Annotated in this window: 12 protein-coding genes and 1 pseudogene; 6 read left to right on the top strand and 7 right to left on the bottom strand. The window is 40.4% G+C overall.

Going from position 1 to position 18,660, the window contains the following annotated elements; translation table 11 throughout:
* Positions 1–115 precede the first annotated feature (115 nt).
* A complete protein-coding gene (locus A3775_RS10010; RefSeq protein ID WP_066424813.1) occupies positions 116–1,684 on the bottom strand; it encodes an energy transducer TonB in 1,569 nt (522 codons plus the stop codon).
* Positions 1,685–1,946: 262 nt separating this feature from the next.
* Here A3775_RS10010 and A3775_RS10015 point away from each other — a divergent pair, with 262 nt between their 5' ends.
* Together A3775_RS10015 and A3775_RS10020 are read left to right on the top strand one after the other, a co-directional pair.
* On the top strand, positions 1,947–2,600 hold the full coding sequence (locus tag A3775_RS10015) for a MotA/TolQ/ExbB proton channel family protein (RefSeq protein WP_066379074.1): 654 nt from the start codon (positions 1,947–1,949) through the stop codon (positions 2,598–2,600).
* On the top strand, positions 2,584–2,988 hold the full coding sequence (locus A3775_RS10020) for a biopolymer transporter ExbD (RefSeq protein ID WP_066379072.1): 405 nt from the start codon (positions 2,584–2,586) through the stop codon (positions 2,986–2,988). The genes A3775_RS10015 and A3775_RS10020 overlap by 17 nt, the downstream gene beginning before the upstream one ends.
* A 116-nt stretch (positions 2,989–3,104) precedes the next feature.
* Here A3775_RS10020 and mrdA read toward each other — a convergent pair whose 3' ends face one another.
* Positions 3,105–4,922, bottom strand: coding sequence for a penicillin-binding protein 2 (mrdA, locus tag A3775_RS10025; protein ID WP_066424815.1), 1,818 nt, complete (start codon positions 4,920–4,922; stop codon positions 3,105–3,107).
* A gap of 445 nt (positions 4,923–5,367) precedes the next feature.
* Between mrdA and A3775_RS10030 the strand changes: the two genes are divergently transcribed.
* The 4 genes and pseudogenes from A3775_RS10030 (at position 5,368) to A3775_RS10045 (ending at position 8,989) form a co-directional block, all read left to right on the top strand.
* Entirely contained in the window at positions 5,368–6,495 is a 1,128-nt protein-coding gene (locus tag A3775_RS10030) for an ABC transporter ATP-binding protein (RefSeq protein ID WP_066379067.1), read from the top strand.
* A 61-nt stretch (positions 6,496–6,556) separates the two neighbouring features.
* A pseudogene (locus A3775_RS10035) lies at positions 6,557–6,907 on the top strand (four helix bundle protein); the annotation flags it as partial.
* A gap of 34 nt (positions 6,908–6,941) precedes the next feature.
* Complete coding sequence (locus A3775_RS10040; RefSeq protein WP_066424816.1) at positions 6,942–8,024, top strand: spermidine/putrescine ABC transporter substrate-binding protein; 1,083 nt, start codon at positions 6,942–6,944, stop codon at positions 8,022–8,024.
* A 74-nt stretch (positions 8,025–8,098) separates the two neighbouring features.
* A complete protein-coding gene (locus A3775_RS10045) occupies positions 8,099–8,989 on the top strand; it encodes an ABC transporter permease (RefSeq protein ID WP_066379065.1) in 891 nt (296 codons plus the stop codon).
* A gap of 60 nt (positions 8,990–9,049) precedes the next feature.
* Here A3775_RS10045 and A3775_RS10050 read toward each other — a convergent pair whose 3' ends face one another.
* The 5 genes from A3775_RS10050 to A3775_RS10070 form a co-directional block, all read right to left on the bottom strand.
* Complete coding sequence (locus A3775_RS10050; RefSeq protein ID WP_066424818.1) at positions 9,050–12,583, bottom strand: hybrid sensor histidine kinase/response regulator; 3,534 nt, start codon at positions 12,581–12,583, stop codon at positions 9,050–9,052.
* A gap of 180 nt (positions 12,584–12,763) precedes the next feature.
* Positions 12,764–16,075: a GAF domain-containing protein gene (locus tag A3775_RS10055; protein WP_066424820.1), complete on the bottom strand. Its 3,312-nt coding sequence runs from the start codon at positions 16,073–16,075 to the stop codon at positions 12,764–12,766.
* Positions 16,076–16,145: 70 nt separating this feature from the next.
* Positions 16,146–16,619 carry a chemotaxis protein CheW gene (locus A3775_RS10060; protein ID WP_066379057.1) on the bottom strand — a complete coding sequence of 158 codons (474 nt, stop codon included), beginning with the start codon at positions 16,617–16,619 and terminating at the stop codon, positions 16,146–16,148.
* A gap of 47 nt (positions 16,620–16,666) precedes the next feature.
* Positions 16,667–17,029 (bottom strand): response regulator transcription factor, encoded by a 363-nt coding sequence (locus tag A3775_RS10065; protein ID WP_066379054.1) that lies wholly within the window; start codon positions 17,027–17,029, stop codon positions 16,667–16,669.
* A gap of 327 nt (positions 17,030–17,356) precedes the next feature.
* Complete coding sequence (locus tag A3775_RS10070; RefSeq protein WP_066424887.1) at positions 17,357–18,571, bottom strand: response regulator; 1,215 nt, start codon at positions 18,569–18,571, stop codon at positions 17,357–17,359.
* Positions 18,572–18,660 lie beyond the last annotated feature (89 nt).

Below are 18,660 nucleotides of genomic sequence, written 5' to 3' on the forward strand. Positions count from 1 at the left end.
TTGGTTTATGATCCACAATTAGGGAACTCCCAAACATAAAAACAACCGCTTAAAGTTCCTGACTGTTAACTGTTAACAGTCAACAGTCAACAGTCAACAATGATATGATATTCTGTTAATCATTGTTTGCCGTAGGGGTAGAAGCCTCTGATGATGACGGTTGAGATGGAGATGGCTGACGAGAACGACGTAAAGCATTCCGTAATCTACTGGCACTAGAAGATGAGTTTTCTTGTTTCTCAATCCTGCGCCGTCGCCGAGTTGCAGTTGGTTGTGCTGGGGGTGATGATTGGGTAGCTGTACGTTCACGTCGCACCCTACGTAAAGAATTTCTGACGCTTCTTTGATTGTTGGATGTTCTCGTGTTGCTGCTTGATGCTGTTGATGGTTGAGATTTCGGGGTATTTGGAGATGATGTTGGGGTTATTCGTCTACGTCTGACGCGAGTTTCTGCATTTCTGCTGACGGCAGCTTCTGTATTATTTGATGTATTTGATGTTCTGGAACTTTGCCGACTACTAGATGCTGCTTCTGTGGTTGATTGTTTTCTTGCTTGTGCTTGTCTTCTGCGTTCTTGTAGTTCGCGGTAACGTCGAGAACCTGTAATAGCATATTCAGTAGCTATAGACACACCCTGTCTACCAGAATTAGAAGGTTTTAATTTCCAGTTACGTGCTTGTCTGAGGGTTGCCTCATCTAATTCACGATTACCACTGGAGTTCACAATCCTGACATTAGTAACATTACCTTTTTCATCAGTATCAACTGCTACTTCAACTTTGCCTTCTATGCCTCTTCTTCTAGCTGCTTCAGGGTACTTAGTGCCGCACTCACGACAAGCTGCACGCCCATTTCCTGGGCTGGCAGGTTTACTATTATCACTATCACCAGTTTGAGGGATTTCTATTCGTCTACGTCTTGGCCCTGTAGCTATGATGCCACGACTTTCTCTGGTATTACCAGTTGCCGCACCAGCATTATTACCAGTCCCAGCATTATTACCAGTTCCTGTGCCAGTGCCAAGACTCACGCCATTGCCGGAACCGACAAGAACGTTAGAACTTGCGCTGCCAGCAGTATTACTGTTGTTTCCTTGACTGGCTCTAGTATCTCTGAGTCCACTCAACAAGCTTCTTAATTTTTCACTGCTTTCTCCTCCAGCTTGCGGTGTAGTTGGCTGTGGATTAACAGGTTGAGATTTTGTTACTTGGCTGGGTTGTGTTGTTGGCTGTGGTTTTTCGGGTGTGACGCTAGTTTTTTCGGGTTGCTGTTGAACAGGGGGAGTTTTCAGGTTACTAGAAAACTTTTGTACTGGCTCAGGTTTTAATTTTAGAGGAGCGATCGCCACGGGAGCGACTGGAGTAGGTGGTGGAGATACTAATGCAATTTCTCTGTTATTGCTGACATCTGCTTTAACTGGGCGTGAAGGAGTTTCTGGTTCAGGTTTTGGTTCTGGTTTAATTTCTTGTGGTGTTGGTTCTGTTTCTTCAATCGGAGAATCAAGTATTGTTACCTCTAGAGGTTCAACTTCAACTTCAGAAGTTCTACGCAATAACGTACTTATACCTATAGTTACTATACCAATATGCAACGCTACCGAGCCAATTAGACTGTAAACCAGAAAAGACCTGAGAGCGTTAGTTTCTTTGGAACGCTGTTCAACAGCTATGCCCGAAAAGGTCATGATTTATTGCGAGTCAATATTACTAACTTAGACATAGTAGAATGCTCAGATAGAAATATCAAGTAATTAGTTTGTTAAGATTTTAGCTGTATAAAATGGCTATAAAATAGTTATAGAGGGTTTTTTAGCGATTTTTTAGTGAAAATTCTTCCCAAATAATTGCAAAAAAATTTGCAGATTTCTTGAAACTATCTTGACAATATCTCTCAACTTAGCTGAGGATGCTAGTAGTTTTTGTGTGTTTGGGATTACGAGGCTTTGCATGGTAATTCAGAATCTGTTCACGGCTGGCGGCATAGTCATGTGGCCGCTATTGGGATTTTCTATATTGGCAGTGGCGTTAATTATTGAACGTATTAAGTTTTGGTTGAGAATCCATAACCGTCAAAGCCGTGTGATTAAAGAGGTATTGAAACTCTATCGATTAGACAATTTAGTGGGTGCAATGGATAAACTGCAAAAAAATGCAGATTTGCCGCTTGCACGGATTTTTTTAGCAGCGTTGGAATTAGAAGAACCCACGCCGGAAGAATTTCGTTTAGCTTTAGAAAGTGAAGCACAAGCTGAGATACCTATACTCAAACGCTTTCAAAATATTTTTGACACCATCATTGGTTTAGCCCCATTATTAGGTCTACTTGGGACTGTATTAGGTTTGATTACGTCTTTTGCTTCTTTGGATATTGGTGATGTCGGAGGTACGAAAACCGCAGGTGTGACTGCTGGGATTAGTGAAGCTTTGGTGTCTACAGCCGCCGGGTTAGTGGTTGCTATATTTACACTGTTGTTCTCCAACTCCTTCCGGGGACTTTATAGCCGACAGATGGCTTTGTTTCAGGAATACGGAGGACAGTTAGAATTACTCTATCGTCGTCGCTATGAACGAGGAGAAAAAGCCCATGCGTCTGCAAGATGAACCGGATCTGCCAGCACAAATCAATATTGTGCCGATGATTGATGTAATTTTTGCGATTTTGACATTTTTTATTATGTCAACGCTATTTTTAACTAGGTCAGAAGGATTACCAGTTAATTTACCAAAGGCAGCTACAGCCAATCAACAGCAAGTACCTGAAAAAGTTACAATCACGGTGGACGAAAAAGGAGAAGTTAGCCTAAATCGTCAACCAATTTTAGTGAATTCTCTAGCCGAACAGATACGTAATTTAGCTGGTTCTAACTCAGAGGTTGTGGTAATTATTAATGCTGATGAAAGAGTAGGACACGGTAAAGTTGTAGCCGTGATGGATCAGGTAAGACAAGTCAAGGGGGCAAAACTAGCGATCGCCACTCAAAAGCAGTAATCAGGGAGTGGGGAATGGGAGCAGGGGAGGCAGGGGAAGCGGAGGGAGAATAACTTTTACCCATTCAACCGTCAACCTTCCCCAATGACTAATGACTAATGACTAATGACTAATGACTAATTACTTGCTGGTTTTTGATACTTGCCAGGGTACTTGCGTTGGAAATAGTCTTCCATAATTTGGAGAATCATCGGGGCGGCAACGCTACCGCCACCACCACCGGAATGTTCAGCAAAGGCGACAATAAGGATTTCTGGCTGATCAGCAGGAGCATAAGCACCGAACCAAGCATGATTTTGTTTGATCCGACCCTTCCATGCTTCAGCTGTGCCACTTTTACCTGCGACTGGGGGAACTGTGGGTTTATTTAAAACTTTGCCAGTCCCTTCAGTGATTACCTTACGCAACCCCTCACGCAGAAGTTTGATAGTAGATGGCTTCATCTTGACAGCTTCTCGCCAACTTCTGGCTTCTTCATTGTCTTTAAGTAAATGTGGTTGGACGCGATAACCACCATTAGCAGGTACAGCAAACATGACAGCCACTTGCAAAGGTGTGGCAAGTAAAGCACCTTGACCAATAGACATATTAATCGTATCGCCTACAGTCCAAGGCATCTTCCAGGCTTTCTGTTTCCATTTGTCATCGGGGACTAAACCTCTGGATTCTTCTGAGACAAACTCAAAGCCTGTTTTCTTGCCAAAACCATACTTGCGAGTCCATTCAATCAAAGTAGGGCCGCCGATGGCTTTACCAACTTGATAGAAGAAAGTATCACTACTCCACTGCATTGCTCCCACAAAACCTAATGGGCCGAAACCAGCATGATTCCATTCACCAAATCGAGTTCCACCAATAGTTAAAGAACCGTAGGTTTGTAGGACTGTGTTGGGAGAAAACTTCCCGGACTCCAGCCCTGCGGTTTTGGTGACAATTTTAAAGGTGCTGGCGGGTGGAAAGGCACTGAGGGCGCGATTAACTAGAGGATGTTCTTCGCCTTGTACAGATTGCCAGTCTTTTTGTGAGAGTTTTTGCTTGGAGAAAATATTGGGATCAAAGGTGGGATGAGACACCATTGCTAAGACTGCACCATTTTTGGGGTCAAGGGCGACAATTGCACCATTGCGAGTTCCCAAGGCTTTCTCTGCTGCCAGTTGTACATTTAAATCTATGGTGAGGCGAATATCATTACCAGCTTTGGCTTGTTTTTCTCCCAATACCCGCAATGGTCGCCCAGCCCCATCTACTTCTACTTGCTGACCTCCCCATTCTCCTCTCAGTAAGGTTTCATAGGCTTTCTCTACCCCCATTTGCCCAATCACATCTCCCAAACGATAGCCCTCTTTTCTCTTTTCTTTGAGTTGTTCGGGAGTTAATTCTCGTGTATATCCCAATACATGAGCTAATTCTCGACCGTGGGGATAATAGCGCACGGCTTCTGTATGTATTTCTACATCTGGGAGTTCGTTTTCATACTCTTTCATGGCTGTGATTTGGGCTTCATTTAAATCACGAGCAATCCGAATCAATGAAGAGGAGTTAGCACCAGCTTCTTCGAGTTTCTTTTCGATTTCTGCTTGGGGGATATCCAAAACCTGGGATAGACGCGGCCCGACGACAGCCCAAGCGGGTTTAGTATGTGCCATTGGCCATAAATATACAGAATGGGGATAACGTGTACTGGCGAGAAGTTTGCCATTTCGGTCAAAAATATTACCTCTTTCTGGTTGTTTAGGCAGTGTCCGAATCCGATTAGCTTCGGCTCGCTTGCGGTGGTATTCTCCTTCCACAATTTGTAAATATGCCAAGCGGACACCGATCCCAGTCGTCATTAACAGGGTAAAGATAATCAAAAATATAGATTGATAACTACGTCCGACTGTACGGGTATTTTTTTGTCCGCCAAGTGGAGAAAATGGTTGTAACAAAGTCATAAGAGAGAATTTATTAGTTATTACGATTTGGGTAAGATGCTGTTAACAGCTTGTCAATTATTGATAATCAAAGAAATTGCGATCGCTCTGCCCTAGGATTTTACTCAAAATTATGGCTCAATTGATGATGCCAAATCAGGAATTGCCTTTATTCCACAAGTCTATCAACTGAGAGATGAGCTAAATCTAATAATTGTGAGCCTAGTATTGCAAAACATGACTCAGAGGTAAAGTCAACCACAAAAGACAGCACAAGTGATCACTATTCTTTGTATAGAGTTCCTAGAAACTGCCATATCCTGTTGAGTGTGACACAATTGGGAACATTCTTTGATGCACAGTGGTTTTCGGCAGATACAATAAACCCAAGTGTGATTTTTGTTCTACTTAATAGGCTACATTAGGTGACAAATTCACGTAAACTCGTGGCATTCTACTGAAGATTATGGCTCAAACTGTGACCCAGCACCAGAAAGGAATTTTGGCTTTTCAGCCGCTTGATGTGGAATTGCGTAATGTGTTCAAGTTTTTCAAGCAAGAACCAGCAGTACACGGTGTAGATTTGGACATCAGACAGGGGGAGTTTTTTAGTATTTTGGGCCCTTCTGGGTGCGGGAAAACAACCACACTGCGTCTGATTGCTGGGTTTGAAACAGTTGATGCGGGTAAGTTATTGATTCAGGGTCAGCCGATGACTAATGTACCTGCTTACCGTCGCCCCGTGAATACAGTATTTCAGAGTTATGCTTTGTTTAACCATTTGAATGTGTGGGATAACATCGCCTTTGGACTACGCTTAAAAAAATTCCGTAAGGCAGAAATTGAAAGTCGCGTCAAGGAAGCTTTACAACTCGTAAAAATGGAAAGTTTGCGATCGCGCTTTCCTGGTCAACTGTCTGGGGGTCAACAGCAAAGGGTAGCATTGGCCAGGGCTATAGTCAATCGTCCGGCTGTGCTGCTGTTAGATGAGCCTTTGGGGGCGTTAGATTTAAAACTACGCAAGGAAATGCAGGTTGAGTTATCTAATTTACACAAAAACCTGGGTTTAACTTTCATTATGGTGACGCATGACCAAGAAGAGGCTTTATCATTAAGCGATCGCATCGCTGTCATGAATCAAGGTAAAATTGAGCAAATTGGTACTCCCTGCGAAATTTACGAACGTCCCAAAACCTCTTTTGTCGCTGATTTTATTGGCGATACCAATTTATTTAGTGGTGAAATTACATCTGTAGAAGCCTCAACAGTGCAAGTTGTGACAAAAACTGGACTCACTATTGCAGTGCATCGTACTGAAGATACACCCACAGAATTATTAAAAGTTGTAGCAGTAAGTGTACGTCCAGAAAAAATTCAGCTTTCCTTATATCAGCCTAGCACAGTCAACAATTGCTTTGAGGGAAGGCTAGTAAATGTGATGTATTTAGGAACTCACGTTAATTATGTTGTGGAATTAATTAACGGTATCAATATTAATGTTTTACAACCCAATACTTTTGGCAGTTTACCAGACCGTGACACCCCCATTTATGCTTGGTGGGCAAAAGAAGATTGTTTAGCAATTAGTCATTAGTCATTAGTCATTGGTCATTAATTATGGGTTAAGCTGGAAAATGCCGCATGGGAGGTTTTAAGAGTTACGAGTTTATCAATTGGCAGAAAAATTAGCTGATAATATCTGGAAAATTGTCAATGAGTGGGAGTCATTACCGAAAGATACAATAGGTAGACAAATTATTCGATCAGCAGATAGCATTGGTGCAAATATTGCTGAAGGAGTAGGTCGAGGTAGTTATCAAGATAATAGAAGATTTGTCAGAATGGCAAGAGGTTCTTTGTATGAGACACAACACTGGCTAAGAAGAGCATATAGACGTAATCTGTTAACATCTGAACAAATAAAAGCACTAAGTCTAATCATTAATGATTTAGCACCTCAATTAAACGCCTATCTAAAATCTATCGGCAATATTCCAGATGACTAATGACTAATGACTAATAACTAATGACTAATAACTAATGACTAAAAGACGTAATTTTATCCAAGGAGTAACAGCACTTTCTACTTTATCTTTAGCTGGTTGTGGCTGGAGGTTGGCTGATGTGCGGGCTTCTACTAACTCTGGGCGCACCGATCAATTATATATATACACTTGGACACAATATTCTGATCAAAAACTATTACAAACCTTCACTACTCAAACGGGGCTGAAGGTATTAGTAGATGTTTATGAATCTAATGAAGTGATGTTAGCAAAATTGTTAGCGGGAGGTGGTGGTACTTATAGCCTGATTTACCCATCTGACTATATGGTGCAGAAGATGGTAGACAGGAATTTATTAATAGAGTTACAACATGATCGCCTAATTGGTTTAGAGAATTTATTTCCTCAGTTTCAAAATCCTAGTTATGACTCTAACAACCGTTACAGCATCCCGTTTAATTGGGGAACAACTGGGTTACTTTATAACTCGGAAGTTTTGCCACAAGCACCTGAAGATTGGGATTATCTTTGGCAAAATAAAGATATCCTCAATAAACGCATGACATTATTAAATGATGTGCGGGAAGTTATGGGTGCTGTATTGCGAATGTTGGGTTATTCGTATAACTCACAAAATGAAAATGAAATCAAACAAGCTTATGAAAAATTAACAGAATTAAAACCTGCGATCGCAGCTTTTGATACTGACGCTTGGCAAAATCAAATCTTGGCAGGTGATTTAATGATCGCAATGTGTTATTCCGCAGATGCCATCAGAGTGAGTAAGGAAAACCCCAAGCTAAAATATGTAATTCCTCGCAGTGGTTCGTCATTATGGACTGACACAATGGTAATTCTAAAATCAGCACCAAATATAGATGGTGCTTATGCTTGGATTAACTTTATGTTACAGCCAGAAATAGCAGCTAGCATCAGCCAAAGATTAAAAATTGCTACACCTAATCAAGCAGGGTTTGAACTATTGCCAAATAACATTAAAAATAATGTGAATTTTTTTCCTCCCGATGCAATTTTAGAAAAGTGTGAACGCATTAGCCCCTTGGGTAATTTTGAAGAAGTTTATGAGCGATATTGGACTCAATTAACTAGCAGTTAAAGTTAGTCATTAGTCATTAGTCATTAGTCATTAGTCATTAGTCATTAGTCATTAGTCATTAGTTTCTAAAAATCGTGTCTACTGAAATTCGTAATTTTGACAAGAACGAACTAAATCGCCCCCGATTTAATTGGCTACAACCTTTGATATTACTTGCGCCGGCTGGTGTTTGGTTGTTACTTTTGTTGGTGTTACCAACACTGATAATTTTGCAATTAAGTTTAGTCCCAAATATTCGACCAGGTGATATAGTTAACCCTAGTGGTTTTGATAATTATATCCGTATAATTGACCCTTTATACTTACAGGTGATTGTGCGATCGCTTGGGTTGGCAGTTGGTACAACTATCATCTGTTTAGTGTTGGGTTTCCCTGTCGCCTATTGGATAGCTCAAATAGCACCGCAACGGTGGCGCAACTTGCTATTATTGGGTTTTGTTTTACCTTTGTGGACTTCTTCCCTACTGCGTGCCTACGCTTGGATTACAATTTTACGCCCTACTGGGTTACTAAATAGTTTGCTTAGTAGTGTAGGCTTACCTACGCTAGAATTACTCAACAGAGTGCCGGCTGTATTAATTGGCATGAGTTACAGCTTGTTACCCTACATGGTGTTAATTTTATATGCTTCCCTGGAAAAGTTAGACAAGCGTTTATTAGAAGCAGCAGCCGATTTAGGTGCAAATCCAGTACAGAGTTTTTGGAAAGTGACGATTCCGCAAATTTTCCCAGGAATTGCGGCTGGTTCTTTGCTAGTCTTGATCACAGGATTAGGAGATTTTATCGATCCAGAATTATTAGGTGGTGCTGCTAGTATGACGGCGGCGCGATTAGTTTATAATCAATTTCTGGGCGTGACTCAAAACTGGGGATTTGGTTCAGCTTTGAGTATGACGTTAATTTTAGCTGTCAGTATTGCGATCGCTCTCCTCATTAGACTTGGTGAAGCCACACCAAAGGCATAAGTTTGTAGTAGAGACTATCTACAAAATGTAGAGACGTTGCATGCAACGTCTCTACATAATTCACAGAGTAACTAACTGATGGTGTTTCTGTTGTTCTGTATGCAGTAATTTCTCAATCATAGCTAACAATTCATGTTCTAAATAAGGCTTGGTTAAGTAACCCTTAGCACCCAATTCTTCAGCTAGTTGGCGATGTTTTTCTGCACTGCGAGAAGTCAGAATAACTATAGGTAATTCGGAGAGGTTAGGGTATTTGCGAATATTGCTTAATAATTCAAATCCATTCATCCGTGGCATTTCTAAATCCGAGATGATAACTTGAATTTCGGGATGTCGTTGTAACTGTTCTAAAGCTTCTATCCCATGCTGTGCTGCTATAACTTGATACCCAGATTTTTGCAGCGTTAAAGAAAGAGTTTGGCGCAGACTAATAGCATCATCTACTACTAAAATTACTGGTGGTGTTTTCTGCGGTGCTTCTATCGATTGGTTGGGAGGTTCTTTGATAGTATTTGTCGGTTGAGAAGCACTCAATAGTGGTATTGGTTTTAGGTTAGACTCTGACTGTGGTAAGGCTTGCTCATCGGCAGGATTCGCTGCTGGTAATGCGCCTACATCTAGTGTGGCTTGCATCTCAATAGATTGTAGCAACAAAGCACCATCAATTACTAAGATGAGAGTACCATTAGCCAAACTACTACAACCATAAATGTATTTGGGAGGTGCGATCGCATTTCCTAAAGGTCTAATAACTAATTCTTGTTCGCCGATAATTTGGTCAACTTCTAAAGCAAAAATACCATGATTTCGCCGCAACACTAACACAGGATTATTCATAACTTCTGTGTTATTCTCACTCAGTAAATAGCGATTATTTACATTGTAATCAAAAGAATTATTATAAGACATCAACTCTGATAGTTGATAGAGGCTGACCATATTTTCATCATCCCCTGTATGGTAGTGCAGAACTTTTTTACCTTCAAATTCTTTGATTTGTTGCGGTAAGGGAATGACAATTTTTTCGATACTATCTAATAGTAAAGCGTAAATAGTACCACCAGCTTGGACTAACATTAATTGGTCGGTAGTCATAGAAAAAGGAATTTTCAGGATAAATGTTGTTCCTTGATTGGGTAAGGATTGAACTGCAATTGAGCCGTTAAGAGTTTGCATTTGAGAACGCACAATATCTAACCCCATTCCCCGCCCAGAAATCTCACTCACCTGTTCAGCAGTGGAAAATCCGGGCGCAAACATCACATCTAATAAATCTGCTTCATGCCAGTGTTCATTATCTGGGTTAAAATTCAGTTCATTAGCTTTTTTGCGAATCTTTTCTAAACTCAATCCTTGTCCATCATCTCGAACTTCAATCACTGTTTGACTACCTTGATGGTAGGCGCAGATTTCAATCACACCTTGTTCTGGTTTACCACGTTCCCGGCGTAGTTGCGGCGATTCGATCCCGTGGTCAAAAGCATTACGCACTAATTGTACAATCGGATCGTAAAGTTTTTCCGCGATCGCCTTATCTACCAGTAACCCTGTACCAGTCAGGCGCAATTCCACTGATTTTTGATAAACATTCCCCAATTTCTGCACCATCTGAGGAAGGCGATTCAAAATATTACCTAAAGGTAACATCCTAGCTTCGACTAAATTATCAATCATCGTCAAAGCTAAATTTTGTTGCTTGTCGTTGATTTGGCTAGCTTGTTTGAGAAGTAAATCAATTGATTCTGTAGTTTCTTGTAATTGTAGTGTCTCTTCTATCGCTTCGTGTAATGTCAACTGAAATTCTGTATAAGCATCCATTTCTAATGCGTCAAATTTCACCGATGCAAAATCTTGGCTATATTGTCCATTGAGACTTTGCATCTGTAACGGTAAATCCCGTAATTTATTTAAAGTTTCTTGATGTCTGCTCAGACGTTGCAACAATCTCTCTAAAATGTCTTGAGTTTGTTCATCATTTAAAGTACGTCGTTTTTGATAAATTAATGATTCACCAGCTAAGTAATTCAGGCGTTGCAGTCCGTCTACATCAACACGAATAAATGTATGCTGTTGATTTTTCCTATTTTGATAAGACAGAGATTTATCTTCTGATGGTTCATTCACAACATCAATTGCTGTTTCTGTCATCTCTGTAGTGGTGGGTTCACTCACCACTAAAGCTGTTTGCTCATTGTTATCTTGATTAACTGGCTCATCTGCTAAGTTTTCCTCAGTTTCTCCTCCCCATAGTTCTTCTAGGAGTTGATCATTTGCAATAGATTCAGGCTTTGATATGGGTTGAAAAACTAATAGTGTTTGTAACTTAGGACTATCAGACCAATTTTTGTCTTCAGCATTTACAGGCGGATGTTTTTTATATTCTGCTGCTAGTAAACTAATTTTATTTTGTAATGCTTGAATAAAAGGAATAATATACTCAGATTTTTTAGTTGAATAGTGAAATTTAGCAACTGCTAGCAGAATAATAGCAATCATTCCGTGGCGATAAAGACAAAGACTATCACTATCATCATCACTACGAATATACTCTAAAAATTGACTCAGCCAGCTATCAACATAACTCAGCAAATTTTCGCCTTCAGGATTGGTAATCAACATCTCCAGCGATAATTCTGATTCTGGTATTGCCCTTTCATGATTAAACCAGCCCAGCATACAGCGCACAACTTTTAAATAAAATTTAGCGGTTGTGGGTTGAATGCACTCCTGCTTATTTTTGCCGGATGTTGTTAAAAATTGATAAAATTCTGCTTCCCTATCGCAAGATTGAGGATTGACAGCCTGTGTAGTTAATGTGAGTTGTTGTAACGCCGTAGATGGTTCACCGCCACGGGTGCGATCGCCTGCTAAAATTGCTTGTTGTGCCTCCTGCAAATTAACCAGAGCAATCTTAGCTATCTGCTCTACTTGCTCAGGATTAGTTTGTAAAGCTAACAGCATTGTTTGAGCAATTTCCCCAAACCCTGGTAAATTTAAAGATTCTGCCAAGCCAATAAATACTTCAGCTTGTTCAGTTAACAACTCGCTGAATTCAGTTGGACTTAAACTATGTTCAATAGCTTCAGCAATATTTTCTAACCGTTGTTTAACACCAGTCTCAAATATAGATTGGACAATATCAAAACCCAATTCTTCGGAAGTAGGAATATGATGCTCATCACCAAAAGCATCACCTAATTTAGCCTGAATTTTGGCAAATACTGAAGCGGCTCTTTCTAAAATTTCCTCATGATTAATCACGCTACCAGTGATTTCTGCGGTTAAGGCTAAATGCAAGCATTCATAACCTTGATGTAAAAATGTTTGTAGTTCCGAATCTATCAATACATCTGGATTATATAGAGATTTAAATATATCTTCTAAGGAGTGGGCTATGGTCTTAATTACTTCTAAGCCAACAGTAGCAGCACCACCTTTAATCGTATGGGTAGCGCGCATTAAGTTATGCACTGTCCCCTTGTTATAACTTGTCGATAAATTTAATAATTCCTGTTCAATAGTTTCCAATAATTCAGGGGCTTCTGCTATGAAATAAATATAGCCCTGCTCACGAATTTCAGTATCTGTAATCATAATCTGGGACTGGGTATTGGGGACTGGGTATTGGGGACTGGGTATTGGAGAGTTGCGAATGGGAACAGGGGATTGGGGATTGGGGACTGGGTAAAAATTCTTCTTCCTCCGCTTCCCCTGCTTCCTCCGCTTCCTCCGCTTCCTCCGCTCCCCTATTCCCTACTCCCCACTCCCTGATTGTTAATTCACTTTGAACTTACTGACAGTTGTTAACAACTCTTGCGCCATATCTGATAAATCTTGGAATACAGCCGCAATTTCTTGGGATTCGCCAAAGGTTTTGTTAGCAATGTCTGCAACATCTTTCATGGAATTAGTTACTGAAACAGATTGCGCCATTTGTTTTTGGGTTGCGTCAGTAATACGTTGAATTAGCTGGCTAATTTCCGCAGTTGCAGACACAATGGCATTTAAGTTTTGACGGGTGTCATTAACAAAGTTTGTGCCTTCTACTACCTGCTGAATTCCTGTTTCCATTGCTACCGCAACTTCCCCAGTTTCCTCTTGAATCTCCTGAACTAATTTTTCAATCTCAATTGTCGCTGCTGCTGATTGGCGAGACAAAGAACGCACTTCATCAGCTACGACTGCAAAGCCTTTACCGTATTCTCCGGCGCGTGTGGCTTCAATGGCAGCGTTCAAAGCCAGTACGTTTGTCTGGGTAGCAAAGCTACTAATCAAATTCACTACTTTAGAGATTTTTTGTGAGGATTCACCGAGGCGTTTAATCTTTTTGCTAGTTTGCGCTACGGTTTCTCGAATCGCTTGAATGGCTTGTACAGTCTTGTTCATGGCTGCATCGCCAGATTCAACGGTTTGGTTGGCTTGTTTGACTGATTCTTGTACCAAATCTGCACTATTAACTACAGCTTGGGTAGCGTGTACCATTTGTTGAATCTCACCCAAAGCGATGTTAATCTCATCCGACTGTTGTTTGGCAAGGTTATTTAGTTCTGCCAAGGAAGCATTACTGTCGCTAGAAGTTTGGGCAACTTTTTGAGATGATGATTGTACCTGCAATACAATCTGGCGCAATGCTTGCAGGGTGTTGTTGTAAGCATCGGCGATAGTGCCTAATTCATCTTCTGTAATCGGCGCACGTACTGTTAAATCCCCCTGTAAAGCTGGTCTAACCGCCATCAGCAGTTGAATAGAACGTTGTTGTAATAACTCTTTGGCGGCTTTATCTCGTGCGGCGGCTTCTGCTAGTTGGGTTGATTGTGTTTGCAGTTTTTGCAGGTATTCCGTCTGTTGTAATGCTAGTCCTAATTGGTCGCCAATTCTGGATAACAGGGTGACTTGTGACTCTTCCCATTCACGCACGCCGGAATTTTGATAAGCTGCTAATAGTCCCCACAATTGTTCACCGAAAAAGATGGGAACAATCATGTAAGCTTTGATTTCAAATTGTTCTAAAATCTCAATGTGGCACTGAAAATGACCAGCTTTGTAGATATCATTAACTACGAAGTTTTCACCTTTAGCATAGCGACCGCCTTGGGTTTCTTGCAGGTGGGTATCTTCCCAGACGGTTTTGATATCTGGCCCGACTAATTTCACCCACAGATGACCCACTGATTCGGCAATAAATTCGCCACTCCAATCAGGGTTGAAACGATAGACAGCCACGCGATCGCATCTTAATAATTGCCGTAAGTCTTGAGTGGTAATCTTGAAGATTTCTTCTATATCTACGGCTTGGCGGATGCGGTTAACTATCTTAGTCAAGGCTTTTTCTTGTTCTGCTATCTGAGCGAGTTTCTCAGATTTGATTCGCACTTCTTCTAGATAGTCTAACTGTGATTTGGCTAAACTAAATTGTGAGGCAATTTGAGTTAAAAAGTTGACTTCCCATGATTGCCATTCCCGTGAGCCAGAATTTTGATACGCTGCTAATAAACCCCAGAGTTGTTCACCAAAAAATATTGGCACTATGATGTAAGCTTTGGCTTCAAATTGCTCCAAGATTTCTATATGGCACTGCGTCAACCCTATTTTATAAATATCATTGACTACAAAGTTTTCACCTCTGACATACCGACCGCCTTTAGTGTCTTGCAGGTAGGTATCGTCTAGAACGGTTTTGATATCTGGCCCTACTAATTTTGTCCAACCGTTGCCGACTGACTCCGCCACAAACATACCACCCCAGTCTGGTTTGAACTGATAAACAGCCACGCGATCGCATTTTAATGCTGTCCGTACTTCTTGGGTGGTGGTTTTAAAGATATTATCAACATCTTGCGCTTGACGGATGCGGTTAACTATCTTGGTAAAGGCTTTTTCTTGTTCGGCAATTTGCTTTAATTGTTCAGATTGCAAACGCATTTGGTCTAAATATTCGGCGTGAGCGATCGCCACACCAAACTGCAAGCCAATCTGATTTAAAAAGCTCAATTCCCACTCTTGCCAATCACGAGTCCCACTATTTTGATATGCTGCTAATAATCCCCATAATTGTTGACCTGCAAATACAGGAACTATCATGTAAGCTTTGACTTCAAATTGTTCTAAAATCTCAATGTGGCACTGAAAATGACCAGCTTTGTAGATATCATTAACCACAAAGCTTTCACCTTTAGCATATCGACCACCTTGAGTTTCTTGCAGGTGAGTATCTTCCCAAACCATTTTATAGTCGGGAGTCACTATTTTTACCCAACCACTACCAACTGATTCGGCAATAAATTGACCACTCCAATCAGGATTGAAGCGATAAATACCCACGCGATCGCACTTCAATAACTGTCTGATTTCTTGGGTAGTGGTTTGGAAAATTTTCTCGATATCATTTATATGTAAAATCTTATCGATAACTTTGGCTACTGATTGTTTAGCCTGAGTCTGCAATTGCAATTCTTTATGCAGTTCAAAGCTCTGGAGTCTGTAGGTTAATTCTGTGGTAACTTGCGATAGTAAGGTAATTTCTAATTCTTGCCATTGTCTGGCACAAGCACAACTATGTACTGCGAGTAATCCCCAAACTTTCCCTTCTACCACTATCGGTAAACTTAAACTGGCTTTGATTTGAAATTTATCGAACAGTTGTTTTTGATAGGGAGTTACTTGTACTTGCGTCACATCATCAATTGTGACTGGTTCTACATAGTCTTGATTGGTATATAAACCAAATAGAATCCCAGGGAGAATTTCACCTACAGCCGGTGTCCAACCGAGAGTACGCGATTCTGATAATACTGTCCCAGAATCTGATGCTAAAAACTGATAAATTACCGCGCGATCGCAAGTAATTTTTTCTCTAACTTTCGCTACCGTAACCTTTAAGACTGCATCTTTATCTGATGCTAGGCGCATCTGGTTAGTAATGTCTTGTAGTTGCTGTCTCCAAGTTTTAAATTCTTGAGTAATTGCACTAGATACATTATGATGAGAACTATGACTTAAATTCACACCATCTTTAGTTTTTTCTAACGGTTCTACTGTAGAAACTAAATCATCACTTTCATGACTGTTATGATACGCAATTGTCATTTTATAGACCTCTAGCCATTTATTAGTTTAATAATGTTAGTAATGAATTTTTAAAGCCATTACCCAAATCTCAATTATGTGTAGCCCACATCGGGGAATGAATAATAGCATCAGCATCGAGATTGAACATCATTCTCTCTGCGTCGTTAATAAAGTATCCTTGCAAAAAAGGCGATATCGATTGAGAAAATAATTCCGCAGATGGTGCTTTCATTTGCTCCATATCTAGCCATTCAATATCCATCAATTGCCTAACTAATAGCCCTAAATGCTTGCCATTTTTTTCTAATACAATCGTCATCATTTTTGTCATCAGATTTGTGGCTGGTGGCAAAGGCGGATACCCTAACATCTCCTCTAAATCCACTAACCACAGCATTTCATCGCGCCAGTTATAAACACCTAATATACAACTAGGCATCTGAGGCATACTACATACATCACCCAAAGATACCTGCAAAACTTCTGTGATATTCTCTAAAGAAATTACTGCTGTATCTCTGGCTCCTAAATGAAAACTTAAAAACTTTTGCTGACTATCCAAAGCTATTTGTCCTTTGATGTTATCCTTTACTAGAGTGACAACACTGCCTATTTACAGAATTGCTTCAGTGTTAATGCCAACTCTTCTTGATTTATCGGTTTAGAAAGATAAGCCTCTGCTCCTAGCATATTTCCCCACATTTTATCGACATCAGTATTTTTGGTTGAACAAAAAACTACAGGTATTTTGCTCGTATCTGGATTACTTTTTAGTTCTCGACAGATTTCAAATCCACTTTTACCCGGCAGAATGACATCGAGAAAAATTAAATCTGGCTTAGTTCTATCGATTTTGACTTTCGCTTCCTCACTGCTGGTTGCGCTAATTACAGAACAGCCAGCTTGTTGCAAATAACGGCTGATAATCTCCATATCAGTTAAGCCATCTTCAATTACTAAAACAGTAGTCATAGACATTACCTAGAAAAATTATTAGTGGTCAGACAATCAAATCAATAGCCCTTGCATCCAGATGCCAACAGGCTTTTATCTTGTTATATTGTGATTTGTTTCTGCTGAATTTAGTTCAGTAAAAATACTGACTGTTACATTTCTTGATTTAATGCCTATCTCATGAATAATCACCAAAATACTTTGAGAGACACAATGACTCGCATCTCTACAGATGGTTGATTTGGCGCATATTTGTTAAAATATGTCACAGCTTTAAAATTCCGCAACAATTAAAGCTGAAGAAAACATCTCCACAACTCATGAAAATCTTGATGTTTGCCAACCTCAAGCTATACGTTCACGCACAACTCCTAAACCTGAGTTGCTGTTGGCTTGAGATTGCGCCTGTACAGGCAAGTATTTACGAACAATACTCAATACTTTATCTGTAGCTACAGGTTTAGTCAGAAAATCTGTAGAACCGACCACTTTCGCCCTGACTCTATCTAACAGCCCGTCATTGCCAGTTAAGATAATCACAGGCGTATTAGCAAAAGAGGAGATACGCCGCAACTGAGTACAGATTTCGTAACCACTAGCCACAGGCATAACCAAGTCTAAGAAAATTAAGTCTGGTTTCTCTTGGATAAGAGTTGGTAAAGCTTGTACCGCATCTTGAATCTTGATAAACCTCAGTCCGTGGGAAGTGATAATCTCCTCCATGATTTGACAAACTTGAGGACTATCATCCACACAAGCCACCAACGGCAGATGAGATTTTTTTGGTGGTGCAGATATAGACTTGTTGGCAGTTTCTAATACAGCTAAAGGTAAATCAGGGACTTCTATTAATTCGATAATACCTTTGAGAACATAAGGCAGTAATGAACGAGAGATAGCTACAACATTCTGCTTCATTCTGGCGGCTAAGTCTCGCAATGTCTGTTTACCATTAATCAAACTGACAAAGTTTTTGTAAACAGATGGACTAACTAGCTGCTGTAGCTGTTCTGGTCTTCTAATTATTGGTGCTAAGTCAGGGAAAACATTCGCCAAACCAGCCTCTGCCCACGATTGCCATGAATCCTGCATCTGTTTGATTGACAAATCTGCACTGGTGAAACTCATGGGTGTTTCCAGAATCACCTCTTGGTTGCGAGTGCAACTCACAGACACAAAATTTGTCTGTTGGGCTATGTCAAAGAGAACTTCCGACAAAGTGTTCTCTACAATGGTGTTAATCTGTTCTCGTTGAATTTTTTGTCTTTTATACAAAATTTCCAACAGACGATAATCCCAATACTCAGTTACAGTATCTTGTTGACGTAGCTGCATTTTATCCACATCAATCTGTGGACAATGTTGAGCTATATGTCTACGCCATCGCCGAAAAGGATGTTTTCCGCCAGTCGCCCACACTATCCGGCCTAAGCGATAGTAAAAAACCCATCGGTTTCCTTTTGGGCTACTAATAACTAACTGTCCGTTGTACTGTAGTTGAGTACAAGTTTTAAATTCATTCAAAATGTTATTTGATACCATCAGTTCCGGGTGGGTCATACCTTCTACCTTTACTTTGTCCATCAGCCTTTTCAACACCCAACCTAGCCATTTTTTTAAGCAGGATTATTTATCTGTATCGCTTTATT

Origin of the sequence: Anabaena sp. 4-3 (assembly GCF_001597745.1) — a bacterium.
In the GTDB taxonomy this organism is placed as follows: domain Bacteria; phylum Cyanobacteriota; class Cyanobacteriia; order Cyanobacteriales; family Nostocaceae; genus Trichormus.